At 62.8% G+C, this 21259-nt stretch carries 20 protein-coding genes; 7 read left to right on the top strand and 13 right to left on the bottom strand.

Features of this window, described 5'->3' with window-relative positions; translation table 11 throughout:
* Positions 1–55 precede the first annotated feature (55 nt).
* The 6 genes from AC6UAL_RS03985 (at position 56) to AC6UAL_RS03960 (ending at position 5914) form a co-directional block, all read left to right on the top strand.
* Entirely contained in the window at positions 56–607 is a 552-nt protein-coding gene (locus AC6UAL_RS03985) for an RNA polymerase sigma factor (protein ID WP_500682075.1), read from the top strand.
* The gene (locus tag AC6UAL_RS03980) at positions 600–1487 is read left to right on the top strand and encodes a hypothetical protein (RefSeq protein WP_500682074.1); all 888 of its coding nucleotides are present in this window, start codon (positions 600–602) and stop codon (positions 1485–1487) included. The genes AC6UAL_RS03985 and AC6UAL_RS03980 overlap by 8 nt, the downstream gene beginning before the upstream one ends.
* Before the next feature lie 29 nt (positions 1488–1516).
* Entirely contained in the window at positions 1517–2638 is a 1122-nt protein-coding gene (locus AC6UAL_RS03975; protein ID WP_500682073.1) for a hypothetical protein, read from the top strand.
* Positions 2639–2763: 125 nt separating this feature from the next.
* Positions 2764–3612, top strand: coding sequence for a hypothetical protein (locus tag AC6UAL_RS03970; protein ID WP_500682072.1), 849 nt, complete (start codon positions 2764–2766; stop codon positions 3610–3612).
* Positions 3609–4013 carry a hypothetical protein gene (locus AC6UAL_RS03965; RefSeq protein WP_500682071.1) on the top strand — a complete coding sequence of 135 codons (405 nt, stop codon included), beginning with the start codon at positions 3609–3611 and terminating at the stop codon, positions 4011–4013. Before AC6UAL_RS03970 ends, AC6UAL_RS03965 begins: the two co-directional genes overlap by 4 nt.
* A gap of 5 nt (positions 4014–4018) precedes the next feature.
* Positions 4019–5914, top strand: a complete 1896-nt coding sequence (locus AC6UAL_RS03960) for an LpxL/LpxP family acyltransferase (RefSeq protein WP_500682070.1) — start codon at positions 4019–4021, stop codon at positions 5912–5914.
* Between the two features lie 210 nt (positions 5915–6124).
* Here AC6UAL_RS03960 and AC6UAL_RS03955 read toward each other — a convergent pair whose 3' ends face one another.
* The 9 genes from AC6UAL_RS03955 to AC6UAL_RS03915 form a co-directional block, all read right to left on the bottom strand.
* Positions 6125–6601, bottom strand: a complete 477-nt coding sequence (locus AC6UAL_RS03955; RefSeq protein WP_500682069.1) for a hypothetical protein — start codon at positions 6599–6601, stop codon at positions 6125–6127.
* 37 nt (positions 6602–6638) lie between these two features.
* Positions 6639–7178 (bottom strand): iron-sulfur cluster assembly protein, encoded by a 540-nt coding sequence (locus tag AC6UAL_RS03950; protein ID WP_500682068.1) that lies wholly within the window; start codon positions 7176–7178, stop codon positions 6639–6641.
* Positions 7179–7347: 169 nt separating this feature from the next.
* The gene (locus AC6UAL_RS03945; protein ID WP_500682067.1) at positions 7348–8520 is read right to left on the bottom strand and encodes an FKBP-type peptidyl-prolyl cis-trans isomerase N-terminal domain-containing protein; all 1173 of its coding nucleotides are present in this window, start codon (positions 8518–8520) and stop codon (positions 7348–7350) included.
* Between the two features lie 139 nt (positions 8521–8659).
* Complete coding sequence (locus AC6UAL_RS03940; RefSeq protein WP_500682066.1) at positions 8660–9634, bottom strand: hypothetical protein; 975 nt, start codon at positions 9632–9634, stop codon at positions 8660–8662.
* Between the two features lie 9 nt (positions 9635–9643).
* The gene (gene recJ / locus AC6UAL_RS03935; RefSeq protein ID WP_500682065.1) at positions 9644–11356 is read right to left on the bottom strand and encodes a single-stranded-DNA-specific exonuclease RecJ; all 1713 of its coding nucleotides are present in this window, start codon (positions 11354–11356) and stop codon (positions 9644–9646) included.
* A 74-nt stretch (positions 11357–11430) separates the two neighbouring features.
* Entirely contained in the window at positions 11431–12567 is a 1137-nt protein-coding gene (locus tag AC6UAL_RS03930; protein ID WP_500682064.1) for a two-component system sensor histidine kinase NtrB, read from the bottom strand.
* A 6-nt stretch (positions 12568–12573) separates the two neighbouring features.
* Positions 12574–14946 carry a glycoside hydrolase family 31 protein gene (locus tag AC6UAL_RS03925; RefSeq protein ID WP_500682063.1) on the bottom strand — a complete coding sequence of 791 codons (2373 nt, stop codon included), beginning with the start codon at positions 14944–14946 and terminating at the stop codon, positions 12574–12576.
* 92 nt (positions 14947–15038) lie between these two features.
* Positions 15039–15383, bottom strand: coding sequence for a histidine triad nucleotide-binding protein (locus tag AC6UAL_RS03920; protein ID WP_500682062.1), 345 nt, complete (start codon positions 15381–15383; stop codon positions 15039–15041).
* 196 nt (positions 15384–15579) lie between these two features.
* Positions 15580–15858 (bottom strand): hypothetical protein, encoded by a 279-nt coding sequence (locus AC6UAL_RS03915; protein WP_500682061.1) that lies wholly within the window; start codon positions 15856–15858, stop codon positions 15580–15582.
* Between the two features lie 137 nt (positions 15859–15995).
* Here AC6UAL_RS03915 and AC6UAL_RS03910 point away from each other — a divergent pair, with 137 nt between their 5' ends.
* Complete coding sequence (locus AC6UAL_RS03910) at positions 15996–17807, top strand: DEAD/DEAH box helicase (RefSeq protein WP_500682060.1); 1812 nt, start codon at positions 15996–15998, stop codon at positions 17805–17807.
* 172 nt (positions 17808–17979) lie between these two features.
* On the opposite strand, the gene AC6UAL_RS03905 is transcribed toward AC6UAL_RS03910, so the two are convergent.
* From AC6UAL_RS03905 to AC6UAL_RS03890, 4 genes are all read right to left on the bottom strand, one after another.
* Positions 17980–18456, bottom strand: coding sequence for a hypothetical protein (locus AC6UAL_RS03905; RefSeq protein ID WP_500682059.1), 477 nt, complete (start codon positions 18454–18456; stop codon positions 17980–17982).
* 145 nt (positions 18457–18601) lie between these two features.
* The gene (locus AC6UAL_RS03900) at positions 18602–19750 is read right to left on the bottom strand and encodes a hypothetical protein (RefSeq protein ID WP_500682058.1); all 1149 of its coding nucleotides are present in this window, start codon (positions 19748–19750) and stop codon (positions 18602–18604) included.
* A gap of 9 nt (positions 19751–19759) precedes the next feature.
* Positions 19760–20212 carry a hypothetical protein gene (locus AC6UAL_RS03895; RefSeq protein WP_500682057.1) on the bottom strand — a complete coding sequence of 151 codons (453 nt, stop codon included), beginning with the start codon at positions 20210–20212 and terminating at the stop codon, positions 19760–19762.
* A gap of 16 nt (positions 20213–20228) precedes the next feature.
* Positions 20229–21038: a hypothetical protein gene (locus AC6UAL_RS03890; protein WP_500682056.1), complete on the bottom strand. Its 810-nt coding sequence runs from the start codon at positions 21036–21038 to the stop codon at positions 20229–20231.
* Positions 21039–21259: the final 221 nt, after the last annotated feature.

Below are 21259 nucleotides of genomic sequence, written 5' to 3'. Positions count from 1 at the left end.
ATTATTTTAGGGTTCCGATCAGACAAATGAACTTCGGAGCCGTTTCAATGGACAGATGACGCCCCCGTTGCAGAACAGCCCTGCGTCACGGCAGCCTGCGCCCACGACCTCCCGGGAGTGGGGCGAGTGGTTGCGCCCGAGGCTGGCGCTTCTGCAACGCGTGGCGGCGAGCTATTACCCCGAGAGCCCGGAGGACCTGCTGCAGTCGACCCTGCTTGCGCTCTTCCGCTCGGCCGCGCGAGGCGTGCCGATGCCGGGAGGCGACGAGCTGCAGGCCTACTGCTGCACGGCTCTTCGCAACAAGGCCTACGACTGGTACGATGCTCAGAGACGGCGGCGACCGATTCAGGCGCCGGTGACGGATGAAACGCCCGAACCGGTCGGCGAGAGTTTCGCCCCTGAGTCTCTCGATGCCGTCGGTCTGCGCGCGAAGCTCCCGGAGCTGCTGCCGCCGTCACAAGAAAACGTCATCACCATGCGCATCTGGGGCGGGATGTCTTTCGCCGAAATCGGCGAAGCTCTCGGCGTGTCACGCAAGACGGTCTATGCCCGCTTCGCCTGCGCCATCCGGCGACTCAAAGAACTTTTCGATTCCGACCATGAATGAGAACTTCAACAGGCTCAACGCTGACGAGCGCGCCTTTGCCCGCGCGCTTCAAGCTGCCGTGCGTCCGGCGACACCGCCCGACGCACGACGGCTCGACGGACTCTTCGACCGCCTGACACAGAGCATGCGTCGCGAGGAGGAGCGCATGTGGCTCAGCGACAGTCTGCGTGCGCTGAGGCGCTGTGCCGCTGCCGTCATCATTCTGGTGGTCAGTCTCGCCTTCGGATTCCGCAGCACCAACTCGCTGGTTGCCGAGCTGACGCAAGAATCCGCCCCCGAGCAGGTCGACCGACTCGCACACCTCACCGCGAAGGCTCAGCCGGCGATCCATGCAGCGCCCGCCGCTCTGCTCTGCGATGCGGATACGGACGCCGGGATGCAGCAGGGCCAAATGATTCAGCCTTTCGCCGCCTCGCGCTCCGCCGCGCCGCAAGCCCTAGCCATGCAGGCAGAAGTGACCGACGGCGTTTCGCCCTTCTCCCGCGCTGCACGTTCCGCCGCGCCGCAGGCCCCGGCCATGCAGGCAGAGCCGGCCGACGGCGCTTCGCCCTCCCCCCGCGCTGCACTTCCCGCCGCGCCGCAGGCCCCGGCCATGCAGGCAGAGCCGGCCGACGGCGCTTCGCCCTCCCCCCGCGCTGCACGTTCCGCCGCGCCGCAGGCCCCGGCCATGCAGGCAGAAGTGACCGACGTCGTTTCGCCCTCCCCCCGCGCTGCACGTTCCGCCGCGCCGCAGGACTTGGCCATGCAGGCAGAGCCGGCCGACAGCGCTTCGCCCTCCCCCCGTGCTGCGCTCCCCGCCGCGCCGAGAACCATGACCATGCGGGCAAGGACGGGTGCTGCGCCGCAGCCGAAACTGCACCTCGACATTCTTCCGCTCTGAGTTTTTCCTCACCTTTCCCTCCGCTTTTTATGTCACGCCACCTTATCACTCGACTGTCATGGGCGCTACTGGCGCTGGCTCTTGTGTTGGCCGGACTCCAAGCCTACATGCTGTTGCAAGCGCCTGAAACATCGCCGCTCGCCCGGGCAAAGGAGAACGCTCCTCAGGCAAGCCCCGCGCCGACCGCCGCGGCTCTCACGGCCACAACGCCTCATCCGTCGGCGGAGCTGCCGGAGCAAAGCATCGCCACCGCGCAGACGGCCAAGACCGCCAAGACGACCAAGGCGGCCAAGACGACCAAGACGGCCGATGCAACCGAGGCGACCGAGGCGACCGATACCGTCGCGCCCTGCCCCGTTCCGTTTGTCGGCACCGCCGCCGGACGCACCGAGAGTGAGACGGGCTTCATCGACAAGGGAGCTTCCGGCGCCCCCGTCGACAGCTCGGCATCAGCCGACACCCCCCGCGGCACAGGCTCGGACGCTGACACGAACAACACGCAAGCCGCCGTCCCGAACGCGCAGCGCAGCGACTCGGCACAGCCGTCTCCGGAATCGACGGCTCTCCAAGAGCCCGCACTCGGCGCAGACAACGCCGTCGGCAGATCCCGACGGACGAGAGCAGGAGCCGCCAAGTTGGCGAGTGAGCGGGTTCATCCGTCAGAACCGACCGCCTCGGAGGCTCCGGCCGAACAAGCGGCTCCCGCCCCTCCGGCAGCGGCTCCTGCCCCCCCGGCAGCGCCGAGCGCCTCTTCCGGCCTGCGCCGCACCGCGATGGGCGCGCAAAGTCTGGCGGCAGACTTTGCGCTCTACCGCGAGCAGCTTGAGGGCATTGACGCTTCCCTGCCCTCGCACGACGGCTCCTCACAGCTGAGATTTAACGAAAGCCGCGCCGTCTGCACGCTCCATTGGCAGTCCGAGGGAGGCCGCATCCGCGAACTGTCGACGGATTTGGAGGCGGCGGATGAGGGTGGGCGCCTGCGGCTTGTGGTGCACCTGCTCAACCAAGAGGTCTGCCGCGGCGCGGAGGTTCTCGACCTCGGGCTCTACCTCATCCGCCTGCCTGAGGCCGGACAACAGGCGGCTCCCCGCCACGAGCAAATCTTCCTGCGCCTCGACGCCTCGCAGCCCAAGCCCCTGCAAGCCGAGTAAGCTGTCGTCGTACCGTATCGTTGCTTCGCGCCCTGCGATGCGGTACGGCACAGCGGAATACTTTTTTCTTTCATCGCGGCTCAAATGTATTATAATGAGCACGGCGGTATCATCCGTCGGCTTTCATGGCGAACACCGAAAACAGAAAACGCAATCGGCCGGGCATGCTGCGCTCCCTGCTCGACGGTCTGCTTGCGTTCCGCCGCCACGCCCCCGGCGATGAGGTGCTGCGAGACTCCATGTTTCCGCACCCCGATGATGAGGAGGCGGAAGCCGAGGCGCGACTGCGCCCCAAGCGCGGGCTGCTCGGCAGCATGTGGATGCGCTTCAATCTGTTTTCAGCCCTGGCTCTCCTGCTCTTTCTGAGCTTTACCTTTCTGCTCTACTACGCCTTCTTCATGCTGTGGACGCCGCGTGATCTGAGCACGGTGCCGGGCTACCGCGACGGCGTTCCCGGCCCCGATATCCGCCGCCTTGTGCAGGAGGCCGACGGTCAGGAGATTTCCTTCAGCGATGCCGACGTCAACCGCTACATCGCGCGAACCTGCCGCGCGCGCCAGTCGGGCATCTTCTCCATTCTGGCGCACGCCGAGGGTGTGGCCGTTGTCTTTCACGAGGGGTATGCCGAGGTGGTGGTCGAGCGCTCGCTGAGCGCGGCTCTGAAGCAAACGTCGAGCGTCGACCTCAGCTTCACGCGCGAGATTGAACACGGGGTGCCCGTGCTCAAGGCTCACTTCAACGGTGGTAACGCGCTGACCGAATCGCTGCCGCGCGGCGGGCAGATCGGCTCAGCCGATGTGCCGGAGCGCTGCGTGCAGCTGCTCTGCTACGCTCTCGAATCCATGGTGGACTGCTACCCCGACATCGTCGATGCCGTCCGCGAGCACGACTACCTGCCCGTCTTCAGCGAGGGTCGCGTGACGCTGGTGCCGCCGACCTCTCCGTCAACCGCTTCCATTGAATCAACACGATGAAAAAGAAACTCATTCCCGTCTCCATCATGCTGCTGAGCTCTCTGGCTCTCAGCTCATGTTTCTTCCAAGCCGTTAAAAACGCCATTGTCCGCAGCGACTATCCGGGAGATCGTCCGCCGCATGTCATTACGGAGGTTAACGGCAAGCCGAATCCCAAGGCGGTCTGGCTGAAAGTCAACGCCTCGGATCTGCCGCCGTCGAGCGCTTTGCGCGGCAAGTCGGTCGGTTATGCTCCCGACGGGCTTCCCTACGGTGTGTCGACAAGCTGGAGCGATATTGTGATATCGCCGTATTATCCCAATTACCCGCTGGACTACACCGGGGTGGCTCCGGGCTCTAAGGTGTGGGATCCCTACACCCGCAAGCCCTTCTACATCAGCCGAACTTACACGCTCAACTAAGACGCATGAGCGAAGACGCATCGGCTAAGCCGACGCTCTCAAACCGCATCGGTGCGTGGAGTTGCCGCGCCCTTTGCGGGCTGATGAAGTTGGCAAATGTTCGTTTCATTGCCGTTCTGGGGCGCGGCATCGGCTACCTTGTCTGGCTATGCGCGCCGTCGCGGCGACGCATTGTTGCCCGCAATCTGCGCATCGTACACGACCCTCTGCTCCGAGGGGCGCGCCTCCGTCGCATGGTGCGTGCCAACATGGTGCGCACGAGCATGAATCTGGCCTGCTCGATCAAAACGGGCTTGATGAACGATCGCGAGTTCGAGCGCTCCATCACGATGGAGGGTGCGGATTTCTTCGAGGAGTCGGGCATGGACGGCCACACGGTCATCTCGTGCATTCCTCACGCCGGCAACTGGGAGATTCTGGCGCGCATCCGCCCTCACTTCACCCGCGTGGAGCACTTCGGCTCGATGTATCGGCGCCTCAACAATCCCCTGCTGGAGAAGATGGTCTATGATGCGCGGACGGGCTACGGCTGTGAGATGTTCAGCAAGGAGGACGGTTTGCGCGCCGTTCTCAAGCTGGCTCGCAACGGGGGCTTGCTCGGCGTGCTCAGCGACCAGTTCACTCAAGAGGGGCTCTTTCTGCCCTACTTCGGCAAAATCACGGGTGTTACCCCTCTTCCGGCTCTGCTCTATCGACGCTGCAAGGGCAAGGGGAAGCTCATCGCCGTGTATACGCGCAACATCGCGCTCGGCCGCTGGCAGGCGGTTCTCGACCGCGAGATCAAGCTGCCGGAGGGCTGCGAGAGCGATGCCGCCATCACGATGGAGATCAACAAGGCGCTCGAGGCTTGCCAAAAGGAAAACATCCTCGACGGTTTCTGGATGCACCACCGCTGGAAAGGGACGAACGTGTTTGCTCCTCAGCAGCCGCCCGAGGTGGCCGATGTGGCGAGAGCCAACGTCAGGTTCCCCTTCCGCATCATTGTCTGCCTGCCCGAGAGGGCGGAGGAGGCTCTGCACACGCTGCCGATGCTTCGGGCGCTGAAAGTCTCGCGGCTCGACGCACAAATCACCGTCATTTGCCCGCTTGCTCAAAGGGACTTCTGGGCAGCGCAGAGCGACTGCGTCGACATTGCGGTGACAAGCGATGAAAAGGTCTCGGCCGGCGAACAGCTGGAGGCGGATGAATATTACCGCGACGGCCCCTACGACTACCTCTTCATGCTGAGCGAAAACGCCCGGGTCTTCCGCAGTTTGAAGCGCCACTTCCCGCTCTACATCAGCGGCTTTACGGAAAACAAGCTCTCGCGCAGGTTCCGGGCTCACTTCTCGCGGCTTCCTTGGGGGCCGCCGCAGCCGGAGGCTGAGGATTATCTGCGCCTGCTCGAGAAGAGACACGAGCTGACGCTCGATCGCGAGCGTCTCTTTGCGCCTCTTGCCTCACGCGCCGCGCAGCATCCGTCGGTCTGTTACATCGCGCCTCTGTCTTCTCTCGGCTCGGCCGATCGCTGGCCGGAGGAGCGGTGGGCGGAGCTGGTCGCGCGGCTCAGCACTCCCGCAACGCTGCTTGCTCTGCCGGAGCAGGAGAGCGAAGCGCAGGCCATGGCCGAGAGCCTCGGCATCGCATGCCGCACGGCTTCGCTGAGCGAACTTCCTGACCTGCTGTCGCCCGCCGACCGTCTCTACGCGGTTGACGGGCTCATCGCGCAAACGGCGTCGATGATAGGCGTGCCGGGCAGCGTGATCATGGCCAGCCGCTCGGCGGTGCGCGTGTATCGCCCGGACTCGACGATGAAGCCTCTCTTCCGGCACCTGCCCTGCCATCCCTGCGCTCTTTTCGCCTGCGATCGGCCGGAGGCCTGCACCTCGTTCATCACGGTCGATGAGATGCTGAGCTGCTAGCCGCAGCAACTGCCGCTGCCGCCCGTCGCAAGCGCGGCACGGTCACAAAAGGCCCTGTTGCTTAACGCAAGACGCCCTGCTCTTCACCGCGAGGAGCAGGGCATTCTCATCGAAAGAGGGCTCATCGAAGAAGAGCTCACCTAAGCGGGCTCATCGAAGGAGCCGCACCGAACGGAGAAGCGAACCGAGGAAAGCGGGCGGAGGCGATGCTCAGGCATCGTTGTCGGGCAGCATAAACAGCATGCGATCAATGCCGTGGCGCGTCACTTCATTCCACAGCGCCTTCTCCATGGATGAGCTGCGGCGTCGGCGCTCATCCTCGCTCATGGCCTCGACGGCCTCGCGCCCCATCGTTTCTTCGAGGCTCTGCTGGGCGACGCGCAGCACGAGCTCCTCCCAAAAGACGGAGTCTCGGTACTCATCGAGCAGGTCGGAGAAGTAGGCCTCTTCGACGTAGGGGCGGCGGAAGTACCAGTAGCCGCACTCGGGGTTCATCTCCATATCCGAGGCGATGGAGGGGATGCCGCGCGCTGCCTTGAGCAGCTCGACACAGAGGCGCTGCCACGCGTTGGATCGCGCGGCGGGCATATCCTGCATCACCTGACCGAGCAGGGCGAGCACCACGGCGCTCATCTCGGCCAGATCCCTCATCTCACCCTCAGTCAACTCCAGCGTTACCTTGCTCATAAAGCCTGTGATGCGTCATGAAGACTGATGTTGTCAATCAGATGAGGCCCAGTTCCATGCGGGCCTCTTCGCTCATCATGTCCTGATTCCAGGGGGGATCCCACACGAACTCGACATCGACGGACTTCACCCCGTCGAGGGCGGCGATGTTCATCTCGGCCTCGGCCATGAGGTGCGGCCCCATGCCGCAGCCGGGAGCCGTCAGCGTCATCTGCACGTTGACGTGGCTGCCGCCGTCCTGCTGGGGGATGACTTCGACGCCGTAGACGAGTCCGAGGTTCACGATATCGACGGGAATCTCCGGGTCGTAAATGTTGCCGAGCGCTTTCCAGACGCGCTCTTCGAGCGTCAGATTTTCATCGGAGCACTCGGCGGATTCTTCAGGCGGAATGATGCCGGCGCGCGCAGCCTCCTGACGCGTGATGCGCACGAGCCCGAGGTCCGAAGCAGCGGTGATGGTGTTGCCGAGCATCTGCGTGATGTAGATGCGCGAGCCCTCCGGCAGGATGACGGCATTGCCGGCCGGTATCTGGATGGCCGCGACTTCAGCCTCCGTGATGACTTCCTGATTCAACATGTTGCGCGGTGATTATGGCAGAAATTGCATACTTTTCAAGGCTAAACTCCGTCCTCGCTCTTCGTCCCTCTCGGCGGGCTCCCGCGTCGGGTGCCGCGAGCTTCGGGCGGAGGGAGGGAACGGCGCAGGACGGCGAAACGCAAGAAGAGCCGCCCGGCGAGAGTTCCCTTCAGTTCGGGCGAGCAGCGCCCTCCGAGCTCTGCGGGGCCGGAGCTTGCGTCTCCGCTGCGCTTTGCGGGGCGGTGGACGGCGACTCCATCTTCAGCTGTTCGGAAGGCAGCAGTTCGTGCAGTCGGATGCGGAAAATCAACACGGCATTCGGACCGATGAGCGCCGGAGCCCTGTCGCCGTAGGCCAGAGACGCAGGCAACGCCACCTCCCACTCCGCGCCCACGGGCATCAGCTTGAGAGCTTCACTGAAGCCGGGCACCACGCCGTTGATCGGGAAGGAAACCGGGCTTTGCTCCGACGTGCGGTCAAAGCAGCTGCCGTCGACGCGGCGCCCTTCGTAACTGATCGTGCAGGTGGGGTTCGCCCCGTGGCGCTCGGCGTCGTAGCGCTCCGAACCGCCGGGCTGAAGCACGCGGTACTGCAGGCCGCTGGCCGTCGTCACCACGCCGGGCTCAGCGGCGTGTCGGCGCAGGTAGGCTTCTCCCTCCGTCTTGTTTTTCTCGGCCATGGCGCGCGTCCTCGCATCGATTGCCCAGGTCGTCGCAATTCCGTAGGCTTGGAGCGTCAGGGCGTCGATTTCCGGGCTTTTCCCCGACAGGCCGAGGCGCAGGCCTTCGAGCAGGGCGGGCTCGCGCAGGTCCTTGATGCTCGCCTGCGGCAGGAGGGAGAAGGAGTGCAACCAGATTAAGCGGCCGAGATTGGTGTGAGCTTCGCGCGCGGCTTGTTCGGGGTTCATCTGCTCCGCCATCCGCATCACCTGCTCCACGAGGGCTTTGTCCTGAGCCGGCAGATCTTTCGGGAGGGCGCGGAGCTCGCCTCCCTTGCTGCGAACCCATGCGAGCTCGGCGGCATTCGCCTCCGGCGAACCGAAGAGCTCCCAGCCGAAGGGTTCGGTATCGGCGAAGGCCTCGCGGAGCCCCTGAAGCAACACGGGCTCATCGAGATGTTCGGGGCGAAGCCCTTTGTACGTCCTGTGCAAAGCCTCGCCGACCTTGTACCCCGCCATGAGGGAGTAAAAGTCAAACAGCTCGTCCTCGCGGATGCCTTTGGCCTTTTGCACGGCCTGATCCAAGCGCTTTTGAGATTCGCGCGCGGCGAGCTCCTGCTGCAGGGCGGCGTCATCCTGCGGGGAGCTCATCGGCAACATGTCCCAGAAGACGCTCAAACCCATCAGGATCAAAAGGGCAAAGGCAACGACAAGAACGACTTTTCTGCTCATGACTCATAGACGCTCGGGGTTCTTGACCCGAAAAGCGGCCGCTCAGGATACCACGGTCACTCGGGGCGGACAAGGGGAAACTCTGACAGCATTACAAGGAGCGCCGCAAGAGTTCTCCGACGTCGGCAAAGGTGTGCATCATGCGGCGGGCCGCGTACAGAAAGTCGCTGCAATAGCCTTCCGCCGTGATGATGCCGAAGAAGGCGAGCACGGCAATGAGCATCCCCATGTTGAGCAGAAAGATCAGCAGCGATGAGAAGAGGACGCCGTTTTCAATCATGTCCGGCTGCTCGCGCGGAATCACCCAGAGCGTCCAGTAGATGTGAAAGCAGCACCAGAAGCCAAAGCCGGTATAGAGGCAAATTTGCACCTCGTCGCTGGGATGGAATTCGTTGATCAGCCAGAAAATCAACAGCCAGAGCAGCATCCAGATCGGCACGAAGTAGGGCGAGAGCGCGATGAAAAAGTTGGCTTTGTTCGTCTCGATGAAGCCGCCGTCGAGCCCGACGCGAAAGCGCCGCACCTTGCCGAGGCAGAGCAGAGCCGCCACGGCATGCGTCAGCTCGTGCCCCACCACGTAGAGGAAGAGCAATACCGCGCGCAGTTCCCGCCGCAGGAGGCAGACCAGCAGCACGAAGCCCCCCAGCAGCGTATGCCACACCGGCACCGAGAGCCAGAAGGACGCCAGCTCCACGACCGGGCGCGCGTGATAAATCTGAATCATGAGCGCGAAGACCGCCACGACGGAGAGGGGCAGCAGCACGACGAGGGAGAGCAGAAGACGCCAAGCGCGAGCCATGCCGCGAACGGGGTTGATGAGCTCTCTTGCGCTCTCTGCCGTCAGGGGCAGCGAGCCTTCGTCGAGGTATGACGTTCGCAGCTGCGCGCGGGAGAGCAGGCCGGGGGCGCTCATATGCTCGGCATCAGCCGGGCTGATATTCGTCTCGACTCGCCAGTCCCCGTGCTCGGGGCGGGCACGGCGCGGCTCGCCCGGCCCCCCCGCAGTCGGGCGAGCCCCGGGCACCATCCCTCTGAGTTCGGGGTGTCTGAGCGGGCTGCGGCGCATATCAGGGTCTCAGCTCTTTTCCGCGGGGCGCAAATCCTGAATCGACATGGAGAGCGAGGTGCGCCCCCGCCAGGTGTTGCGATCAATGGTAAAGACGATATCCCAGGGCGGGTCGGGCAGTTGCAGACGTCCGGCGTTGAAGTACATGGCGTCACATTCGCAATTTCCCTGCCGGAGGCAGAGGCGCAGGTGATTGCCCTGCAGGTGGCGCGGTGCCTCGGTGAGTCTGACGTTGCGGGCCATGAAGAAGGGCTGAGGGTTGGAGTTGCCGAAGGGCTCCAGCAGCTCGTAGCTGTCGAGAAGATCGAGAGTCAGGTCGGCAAAGGACACCTCGGCGTCGATGTGGAGCACGGGCTTGAGCTGATCGGCCGACGTAGTCTCGTCGACGAAGCGGTTGAACGAGCGTCGGAAGGCGTCGATCTGGTCCTCGCGAATCACGATGCCGGCAGCCATGTCGTGCCCGCCGCCGGAGATGAGATCAGCCGAGCAGCGGCGAATGGCCTGCACGAGTGACACGCCCGGTATGGAGCGGCCGGAGCCCTTGCCGATGCCGTTCTCGTCAAGCGAGATGATGAAGGCGGGCTTGTGGAAGCGCCGCATGAGCAGGGAGGCGACGATGCCCACGACGCCGGGGTGCCAGCTGCGCGAGCCGAGCACAATGACGTGGTCATTCTTCATGCTGCTGTTCTGCTCGATCATCTGCATGGCCTCGTGGCGAATGCGCTCCTCTTCCGTCTGGCGGGCGCGGTTGTGCTGCTCGAGGTGCATGGCCAGTTGGCGGGCGCGCTCGGGGTCGTCCGTCATGAGCAGCTCGAGAGCGTCGCGCGGAGAATCCATGCGCCCGGCCGCATTCAGCCGCGGGCCGATGCGAAAGGAGATGTGGCTCGCATTCGGGCGTCGGTTGAGCCCCGTGACCTGATTGAGCGCCTGCAGACCGATGTTGCCGCCGCTGCTCATGAGCCGCAGCCCGTGGCGCGTCAGCAGGCGGTTTTCGGAAACGAGCGGCACGATATCCGCCACCGTGGCAATGGCCACGATGTCGAGGTAGTGGCGCAGGTCAAAGTCCGGCAGGCGGCGCCGTTTGAGCAGGGCATGGGCCAGCTTGAACACCACGCCCGCGCTGCACAGGTACGTCAGCGGGCTGTCCTCTTCGAGCTTGGCGTTCACGACGGCCACGGCGGGGGGGCGCCCCAGAGGGCTCGGCTCGTGGTGGTCGAGAATGATGACGTCCGTGCCCGAATCCTGCAGAGCCCGCACTTCATCCACCGACGACGTGCCGCAATCAACCGTGATGAGCAGCGAGGGCTTCTCTCCGCACTGCGCGATGGCGTTGCGGATTCCCTCGGGGCTCAGGCCGTAGCCCTCGCGCGTGCGCACGGGGATGAAGCAGTCGACGCACAGGCCGAAAGCCGTCAGCACCGCGTGCAGCAGAGTGACGGAACTGACGCCATCCACATCGTAATCGCCGTAGATGCACACGTGCTCGCCGTGATCCACTGCCCGGAAGATGCGAGCCACGGCGGCATCCATCTCCCTGAGCTCAAAAGGGTCTCCTAAATCAGCCAACTTGGGCTTGAGGAAGCGCTCCGCATTCTCCCGACCGGATATGCCCCTTTGGGCCAGAAGCTTTCGCACCAGCAATGGCAGCTGCCGGTTGAGCTCGTCGCCAAAGTCAACAGACCCGTCCGTTGGGGCAAGCTCCCAACTGAACTTCGTACTCATGGCATAACTCTACCACCGCTGCACTCAGACGTCAAGATAAATAGGCGGCACCCGCCCCTCACAAGAGCGAGACCTCACTGAGGCAGCAGGCGCACCACGCGGTCGGCCCGGGGCAGCGTCACGGTGACGGAGCTGCCCTGCCCCTCCCGAGACGAAATGCCGAGCGAGCCGCCGTGCTCGCGCACGATGTGGCGCACGATGAGCAGCCCCAGTCCATTGCCCTTCTTCTTCGTCGTGCGGAAGGGCTCGTACATGCTGCCCATCACCTCGGGGGAAATGCCGGACCCGGTGTCGGTAATGCAGACGTGGACGTCCGCATCATTGTAGCCGGTGAGCACAAAGATGCTGCCGTCCGGCCCGGGAATGGACTGATAGGCGTTGCGAATCAGGTTGTAAAACACCTGAAAGAGCCGATTCGGATCCGCTTGAATCACGGGCAAATCCTCGCAGTAGGATTCTTGCACGGCGATGCCGCGCGGTGCAATCTCGGGCGTGAGGACCTCGAGCACGCGCGCCAGCAGCTCGTTGAGCTTCACCGGCTCGCGCTGCAGGCGACCGGGGCGCATGGATTGCAAAAACTGGCGCAGAATCGTATCGAGCCGCCGCGTCTCCGCGAGAGCGGACTCCAGCAGCGGTGCAAGCTTCTCGCGGCAGCCCTCGGGTTGGTGCGCGAGCTTGCGCTGCATGAGTTGCAAGTTGAGGCCGAGCGAGTTGAGAGGGTTGCCGATTTCGTGCGCGACGGCGCTCGAGAGAAAGGTCAGCAGGTTGAGCTGCTCGGCCTCAGCGCTGGCCTCGCGGCGCGCCAGCAGCTCCGTATCATCGTGAATGAGCAGCAGGTACTCGCTGCCCTGAGACACCGGGCACATCAGCAAATTGTAATGCCGTGGCTCGGGGTAATTGACCTTCAAATCGCGCGTAATCACCACGCCGCTGTTTCGCAGGTCCTCCCAGCGACAGGTGCCGCCGTTGAGCCGCTCGAAAGGCTCGCTGAGCAGCTCGCGCAGCGGCCGATTGTAAATGTGCTCCGCCATCTTGTTGGCGTAGCGCGCCTTGCCCTCGGCATCGAAGAGAATCAAACCGTCGCGCAGGGCATCGAAGACGTCGCGCAGCAGCCCGCGATCGCCGGCGAGGCGCAGGAAGAGCTGCCGCAGCTCAGCGGAGCTGAGGCGATCGAGCCGCGAAATGATTTTATCGAGCGTATCCTTGTTCACAAGCTGTCAGAAGTCGATCTCCACGCGAGAGAAGTTCGCCGGCACCGTCACAACATACAGCCCGGGGGAGAGGAAGGCGCCCTCCGCCCTGCGGCCGTCCGTGCGCACGACCGGCTGCGCGCCCGCAGGCAGGGCGTGAATCATCAGGCTGTACTCGCGGCGCGGGTTGTCGCGCTTGCCCCGCCGGGTGCAGCGCAGTGCAAAACCGTTTTCCCCGGCCTCATAGTCAAAGACATGCAGCAGGTAATCGCCGAGGCGGTAGCCGACGCCGTCGCCCGCATCCTCGTAGAGCTCGCTGCGATGCGACTCGCACGGCGCCCACCAGATCTCGAGAGAACAGGGGGGCAACTCCATCTCATCCGCATACTGCTGCACCGGCCAGCGCGGCAGCACAAAGCCGCCGCGCACCATGACCGGGATGCGGCTGACGGGCGTCTCGACCCACTCCTCACTGCCCGACGGCCCGCAGGGCGCATCCGTCCAGAGCGAATACCAACGACCCTTGGGAATGTAGAGGCGCCGCCTGCCCTCGCCCGGATGGTGCACCGGCACCACGTAGAGCACGTCGCCGAGGAAAAATTCGCTGCTGCGCCAGTAGGTATCGGGGTTGCCGAAATCCGTGACGGCCAGCGAGCGAATCGCAGGCGTGCCGTGCGTGGCGTAGCGGTGAAAGAGCGTGTAAAAGTAGGGCAAGAGGCGGTAGCGCTCTTCGATGGCCTTGCGAACCGCCTCCTCCACCACGGAGCCGAAGCACCAGGGCTCCTGCCCGCCGAACTCTCCGTTGTTGTGGTTGCGGAAAAAGAGGTGAAAAGCCGCCATCTGCATCCAACGGCAGAAGAGCTCGGGCGTCGGCTTGCCGAGAAAACCGCCCGTATCCGCCCCGCAGAACGATACGCCGCTGGTCGAGAGGCGCTGCACCATGTGGTTGGCCATCTTGAGGTTGACCCAGTCCGAATAGTTATCGCCCGTCCAGGTCGCGGCCCAGCGCTGAAGGCCGGCAAATCCCGAGCGCGACAGCACGAAGGGGCGGCGATGCGGGGCGTACTGCTCCATTCCCATGCGCGTGGCTCGAGCCATGCACTGGCCGTAGATGTTGTGAGCCTTGAGGTGCGAGCAGGAATAGCCGTCGAAGGCATGCCGCGTATCGTCGGGGAAGGTGCGATCGGGCATGATTACCGGCTCGTTCATGTCCGTCCAGACGCCGCGAACCCCGTACTCGCCTATCTGGCGGCGGAACAAATCAGCCCACCAATAGCGCGTCGCCGGCGACGTGAAATCCGGGAAATTGCAATTGCCCGGCCAGACATTGCCCTCCAGCAGCGCACCGTCATGGCGGCGGCAGAACACATTGCGCTCAAAGCCGCTGCGCCACACGTAATTATCGGGGTTAATCAGGATGCCGGGGTCAATAATCGTCACCACCTTGAAGCCCTCGCAGCCGAGGCGGCGAATCATACCGGGAGGATCCGGGAAAGCTTCGCGATTCCACGTCAGCGCCTGATACTGCTTCATGTGGTGAATATCCAGATGAATGGCATCACAGGGGATGCGGCGGCGGCGGAACTCGGCCGCCAACTCGTTGACCTCTTGCTCCGTGTAGTAGCTCCACTTGCTTTGATGGTAGCCCAGCGCCCAGAGCGGCGGCATCGGCGGCAAGCCCGTCAGGCGCGTGTAAATCTCGATGGTGTTCAGCGCCGACTCACCCATGATGAAATAATAGTCAGCCACACCGCCGTCGGCACCGAACAACAGACGATCGTAGCGCTCCTTGCCGAAATCGAAATACGAGCGCATCGTGTTGTCGAAGAAAATGCCGTACTGAGACCCCTCGTTCAGGCAGAGGAAGAACGGAATGCTCTTGTAGAGCGGATCGCTGTCGGGGTTGAACTTGTAGTGATCCGCCCCCCACATCTCAAAGCGGCGGCCGCGCATATTCAGGTCGCAGGGCTTGTCACCCAAGCCGAAAAAGTGAGCCTTCTCGGGCAGATGCTTGAGCACCCAGACGCACTCGTCCCCCGTGCGTTCAACAAGGCGATGCCCCATCCCCTCGGCATCAGCGCAAACCACGCGCCCGGACGCAAGCTCGCCAAACTCAAGCCCGGCATCCTCCTTGCGAATACGCAGGAAGAGGCGCCGGGTGCTCAGCTCGTAGCAATCGGGCAATTCACGCTCCTGCAGCGGCACAGGGCTCTCCTGATACTCGGGGCTGACCCCGTAGCTCGGGATATTTTCAAACACGGCACCGCTGACGTAGCGACAGCGCACCAGCCCCTCCTCCATGAAATAGAGGCGCAGACGATTGGTCGGCAGGACAAGTTCCAGAGTGCGGGCATTCACCCACTCATAGTGCCGAATACAGTTGATCGAATCAGTACTCACATCTCAGCGGGAGGCTCTCACCGCCCGAATGTCATTCATCTTGTTGTCGGGAGGAAAGCAGCGCGCAGCTCGCAAGGCGCGCGCCTAGTTACTCAACCCGGGGGCCACTGCATCGAGCGACCGCCGATGATGTGGATGTGCAGGTGCGGCACCGTCTGCCCCGCATCAGCTCCCGTATTCATCACCGTGCGGAAGCCGCCCTCCGTCAGCCCCTCGGCTCGGGCAATCTCGCCCACCTTGAGCATGAGATGCGCCAGCAGAGCAGCGTCTTCGGGCGTGGCCGCAGCCACATCCCTGAGCGGCTTGCGGGGCACCAGCAGGATGTGAGTGGGAGCCACCGGAGTAATATCGCGGAACGCGACGCAGAGATCGTCCTCGTACACCATGTCGGCGGGAATCTCCTTGTCCGCAATTTTCTGGAAAAGCGTTTTGTCCATCTCATCCCCTTCTTACCACAGAAGCGCAGCCAATGCAACTCTAATCTTGAGGCAGCCCCCGGAATCAAACAAAGCGGGCACCTCAGCGCAGGACCCGTGCCGCAGCGGACGACTCAGCGCAAGACCCGCGCCGCAGCGGACGCAGCCCCGCGCCCCCCTGCACCACCGCCCGGCCCGAGCGAGCCGACCTGCGGGCTCAGTAGGGCCACATGTGGAAAAACAAAATAATGTAGAGAATCGCCAGCAGGTTGCCGAGCCAATTGACCAGCACGGGGATAAAGCGCCAGCGCGTCACGGCGGCGAGAACCCAGACCACCGCGGCCAGCACGAGAAAGGCCGCCATAATTCCGGCCGAAAGCAACACATCGTGATCTCCGAACACGTAAACTAGCACCGTCGGCACGGCTCCCATCATCACAATGGCACCCGCGCAGTCCGAACTGCTAAAGCGGTTAAAGTCATCCGGATCTTCCACGCGCGCCATTATAGCGCCGAAGGCGGCACGCAGCAACACCTTTTTGAGACAGAACGGAAAAGGCATCGACAAATCAACACCCCACGGCACTTTAGACTTTACAATCGAGATGCGTTCAGGCATCCTTCCCCGCGCATATGACATTCTCAGAACTCGGCATCTGCCCCGAAATCCTCGAAGCCATCGAGGTACTCGGGTTCGACACTCCCTCCCCCATCCAAGAGCGCGCCATACCGCCTGCCCTCGAAGGTGCCGACATCGTCGGCCTCTCGCACACGGGCTCCGGCAAGACCCTCGCCTTCAGCATTCCCGCGCTCGAGAGCATCGACCCCCAACTGCACGCCGTGCAAGCCCTCTGCCTCGCACCCACGCGCGAACTGGCCGTGCAGATCTGCCGAGAAGTTGAGAAACTGGCCCTCTTTCTCGACGGCGTCAGCGCCGTTCCCATCTACGGCGGCACCTCCTTCGGCCCGCAGCTCTCCGCCCTGCGCCGGGGCGTGCAATTCGTCGTCGGCACACCGGGTCGCCTGCTCGACCTCATGGAGCAGGGAGAACTCAGCACCGAACAGCTCCGCGTTCTCATCCTCGACGAAGCCGACGAAATGCTCGACATGGGCTTTCAGGAAGACATCGAACGCCTCATCAGCCAACTGCCGATGCAGCGCCAGACCCTCTTCTTCTCCGCCACCATGTCGCCGGGCATCCGCGCCCTCATCGGCCGCATCGCCAACGACCCGCAGGAAATCGCCATCGAGCGCCCCGTGCTCACGGTGCCGACCTGCGAGCAGAGCGTCTACCAAGTTCTCTTCTCCTCGCGCATCGAAGTTCTCAGCCGCCTCATTGAGATGGGGCGCATGAAGCGCGGGCTCGTCTTCGCCAACACGAAGCGCGTCGTCGACGACATCGTCGACGGCCTCCTCGCCCGCGGCTACGCCGTCGACCGCCTGCACGGAGACATGCCCCAGACCCTCCGCGAGCGCGTCATGGACTCCTTCCGCAAGGGCAACCTCAGCGTCCTCGTCGCGACGGACATCGCGGCACGCGGGCTCGACATCGACGACGTCGACATCGTCGTCAACTTTGAGTTGCCGCGCGACCCGGAAGACTACGTCCACCGCATCGGACGCACCGCGCGCGCCGGGCGCAAGGGCAAGGCCGTCTCCTTCATCGGGCGGCGGGACTTCTCCCTGCTCGGCCGCATCGAGCGCTTCACGGGCATGAAGATGCAGCGCGAAAAGGTCATGACGAGCGAGCAGGTCGAGCAGGCCCGGCGCGAAGCCCTCGTCGACGCCATCATCGAACGCGCGCACGACAGCGGCGACTACCCCGAAGAACTCCGCGACATCGATCTGGAGCCCGAGCAGCTCATCAGCGCCCTCTTCAGCCTCCTCGCCGACGAGGGCAAACGCGAACTGCAGGAAATCCCCGAAGATCGCCCCAGCCGCTTCGAGGCCAAACCCGCAAGCGACGGCGACCAAGGCTCTGCAGACGCCCGGCGCGGGTGGAGCAGCCCCGAAAACTCCGTCATCCTCTTCATGAACGGCGGCAAGCTTCTGGGCATCAAGCCCAAGGACATCGCCGGGCTCATGTACAACGAAGGCGGTGCCCCGAAGGGCAGCGTGGGGGATATCCGCATCTTCCTCAAGCATTCCCTCATCGAGGTGGCGCCGGAGGTGGCGCCTCAGCTGCTCGAACAGCTCGGCACCTGCCGCATCTGCGGCTACGAAGTCAACGTCCGCGAAGACAAGGGGCGACCTCAGAGCAGCGAGCCGAGCACCCCGCGCCACAGAGCAGCGTCCTACCCCGGGCGCGGTTACAGCCGCAACTTCGAGCGCGGCAGCTCCAAGCGCGCCGAACGCACGCCCCGGCGCGGCGCAGCCCCGCGCGAGCACAACAGCGAGCCTTTTTACCTCAACCGCTTCGGCAAACGCCGCCGCTACGACGAGTAAGTCTCACGGGCAGACCCCTGAGCTCAGGCGAGCCTCTGCCTTCCCTCCTTTCCGGGCGGGGACGTGCCGCAAGCCTCCTTCAGCCCCGCCATTCCGGCTTGCGCGGGCAAGCAAAAGGAGAGAGCCTCCTTCAGGCTCTCTCCTGCTCTTTTGCCCGACGCACGGGGAAAACTCAAATCGTGGCGAGAGAATCGAGATCCTCCTGCTGCTGCTGCATCTGAGCCTTCTCGGCAGACAAAACATTGATCTTCTTCTCGAGCTCCCTCTTCTCCGACGGCGTCGCCTCCTTAACAGCGGAGCGGGCCGTCTTGATATCCTGATCAACGATGGCAATATTCTCCTTCATCCGAGCGCTCTGCTTCCTAACCTCAGACTTAGTCGGGGTTGCTTTGCCGGACTTCGCATCAGCAATGTAATTTCTCACCGCCTTCTTCTGGCTGCGGACCTCACCGATACGGTTGCTAAGCTGTGTATTGTTATCACGCACGTAATCGCGGGGATTGTCGTAAGCATCGCGATCTTTCACGATGGTGGCCTTGAGCAGGGAGGCTACCAGCAGGTTAGTCCCCTTACCGATGAGATCTCTCGTCGGCCCGGAGGACGTGTGCAGAAAGGATCTCGTCGTGACTTCGGTCAAATTGGAGACCATCGAAGCTTGCGAGCTAGATATGGATGCCGATTCGCAAGATGTGAGTGCCGCCAGAGTGCAAGACCCCAGCAACATCACTCCGACTGTGTGTGTGTGGTTTCGTTTCATCATGGGTGTTCGTTGTGATACGGTGAGAAATCCATCGTTAATGAGGGGCGGTGACCGTTTTTTCACCTCTGTAATCGAGCCCTTTCAGTCCCTGAGAAAGCTCGGGCTTCTCAGCGGAAAAGGTTTCGCACATCGCACACACCTTCCCGTCGCCGTCAAATTCCAAGACAATCTTGCAGAAGCTGTTATCCGTTTTTCCGCCGTCACGGGAGAAATGATACCGGACAATCATCTCCAAATGAGATCCCGCATAGCCGGCCTCATGGAAGGTTACACTCCTCCGATCCCATCGTTCCACGACCTTCGTCGTCTTCTGCACAACGATCTCTCTCGGCGCAATCTCACCTGAGGCCAGCCTGCAGACTTGCTCGGCATACAACTCTTCAATCAAAGCCGTGTTCACCGGCTTCTGCACGATAATCGCAAGGCGCTTGGCCACGATGCCCTGCAGCTGCTCTTCCGAGAGAGCCGACGTCTCCGTTCCGTCTTGGCTCGCCGGAGTGCCGTCCGGAGAGGCTCCGCCGTCGGCAGCAAGCGGTGTCTGTGCACCCGAGCCCTCTGCCGAAGAATCGGGAGTCGGCGCGGGTTCGACTTCCGTCAAGGGCAACGACTCCCCGGGCGCAGGCACCGTGATGGTAACCGAACTCCATTGGAAAATCAACACATCGTCCTGCCCCGGATGAAAGAGCACCCCGTTGATGCGGCCGGTATACGTGTTACCCTCGCGTTTATCAATCCGGATCGCTGCAGGAACCCCCGTTCCCCGGAGCACGGACTCGCTCTTCACGATACGATAACAAAGACAATACGTCACCGGCTTGCCGTCTATTTGGCGCTCGACATTGAACATCAATGAAGTTTCACCGGAATCCGCGGCACTATACCCCAAGTAAGACACAGTGGGACTGCCGTCCAGTGTCACGGGCTTCAACCCGCAACCGTCCAGATAATACTCACAGCCGTCAAGAGCTTGAACCTCGCGAACCTCGAGACGCAAGGTCTGAGGATCCGGTAGTTTGCCGTGCTTATGCTTGTATCGGCGCACTTCTCTTGCCGAGGGCATACCGCCCTCGATCTCGATAATGGCGCCTCGCTCAAGCGACGGACCTTGGATGTCCGCCCAAGAAGCAGACGGTGCACAAAAGGCTGCAAGAAGGCAAAACTCAAAAATGCGTGATCTCATCATCTCTATAGCTTAGTCTTTGTAGGCGGACTCCAGCGTCTGCTGATACTCCTTGTTTTTTCGAACGACCTCCTCGTTCATCTGCTCAAGCTCCGTACGCAGTTGTTCGAGGTGTTCGCGCTCGGCAAGATAGCGTCTGACATGCGGATTTTCCGTCAGTACGTTCTTGGCATCCTGAGCATAGGTGAGTTGCATCTTAGCTGAGGAAAGCGCCTCCAGACGTTCGTTTTCGTACTCGATCAACGCTTGGTATGAAACCTCCGCTTTTCTTGTTTGATGAAAATACTCCAGCTTCTCGGAAGCCGCGACTCGGAGCGAGGTCTTGACCTGCCCGAGCTCCTTCTCCGAGGAAGACTTCATCATCAAACTCAACACGACCCCCGCGAGACCCGCCAACAGCAGCACGAAAGCCACCACATTGCAGGGCCTCAACAAGCCACCGGTGTGTTTCTTCATCTTCTTCATGATCGTCGTGATGCCGTTAGTTGTCCGAGAGTTTCACCGAGCGGAAGCCCGAGCTGACGGCAGGCTTCTCCGAGGCGGAAATCTCCTCATCCCAGCGTCGAATCTTCCCCTTCTCGTCCAGCCACCATCTCTCCTTGCAATAAGCGACGGGAACTGTCCGGCCATCAGAGGTCGAGTGTGCACTGCGGCGCAGGATCAGCTCGATTCTATTCCCGCTGTAGGCAAGCTCCAACAGCTCGTAATGAAGACCGCTCGGCGGATTCTTCACCCACTCCTCCTCCAGATACCTGAACAACTCTCCGACGGATACGTCCCTGAACTTCGATTCCTTGTGCATGACGGACGGCGCGAAAAGCCCCTTCTGAATGAGCAGGAATCCCTTTTCTCGGGCTCGCAGATACAGATTCACAACGCCGCGAAGAGACGCATCCCGCTGCTGCAACTCCTCCTCGGAAAAGGCCGAGGGGGGCAGGAAAGGCCTTTGCAGCCGATCAAGCTCCGCCAGACGCTCCCCGAGGACCGTCTTTCGCTCCGTGAGATTCTTGAGCTGATTATCGAGCACTCCGGCACGCGCATAGTTGCTCAGGACGTTGATTTCCGATCGCAACTCCCGGCCTTGCTCATTGATGCCGTCGATTTCTCGGTTGATTTGCTCGATGCGGGCCTCACGTTGGCTGTACTCTTCCACCAAGGCGCGGCGCTCGGCCATGGCCTTTTCGACAGACTTCAGCGTCTGATCTGCAGCTTCCGCCTTTTGGGAAAGGGCCGCATCATCCTTCAGAAATTTTCCGGCCACTCCAAACGCAGCCAAAGCAGCAAGGGTCATAACGGCAGCGGGGATAAAGCGACGTACGGATCGCGCAGGCGGCGGGACGACTGCGGCCTCGGGCTCCGCAGGCGGCGGCGGGACGACCGCAGCTTCAGGCTCGGCAGGCGGCGTCGGGACGACCGCGGCCTCAGGCTCGGCAGGCGGCGGCGGGACAACCGCGGCCTCGGGCTCCGCAGGAGGCGGCGGGACGACCGCAGACTCAGGCTCGGCAGGCGGCG

Source organism: Candidatus Parakkermansia intestinigallinarum, from assembly GCF_944389695.1.
Lineage (GTDB): Bacteria > Verrucomicrobiota > Verrucomicrobiia > Verrucomicrobiales > Akkermansiaceae > Akkermansia > Akkermansia intestinigallinarum.
Note: the sequence above shows the minus strand (reverse complement) of the source record. Positions and strands in the feature narration are given on the sequence as shown.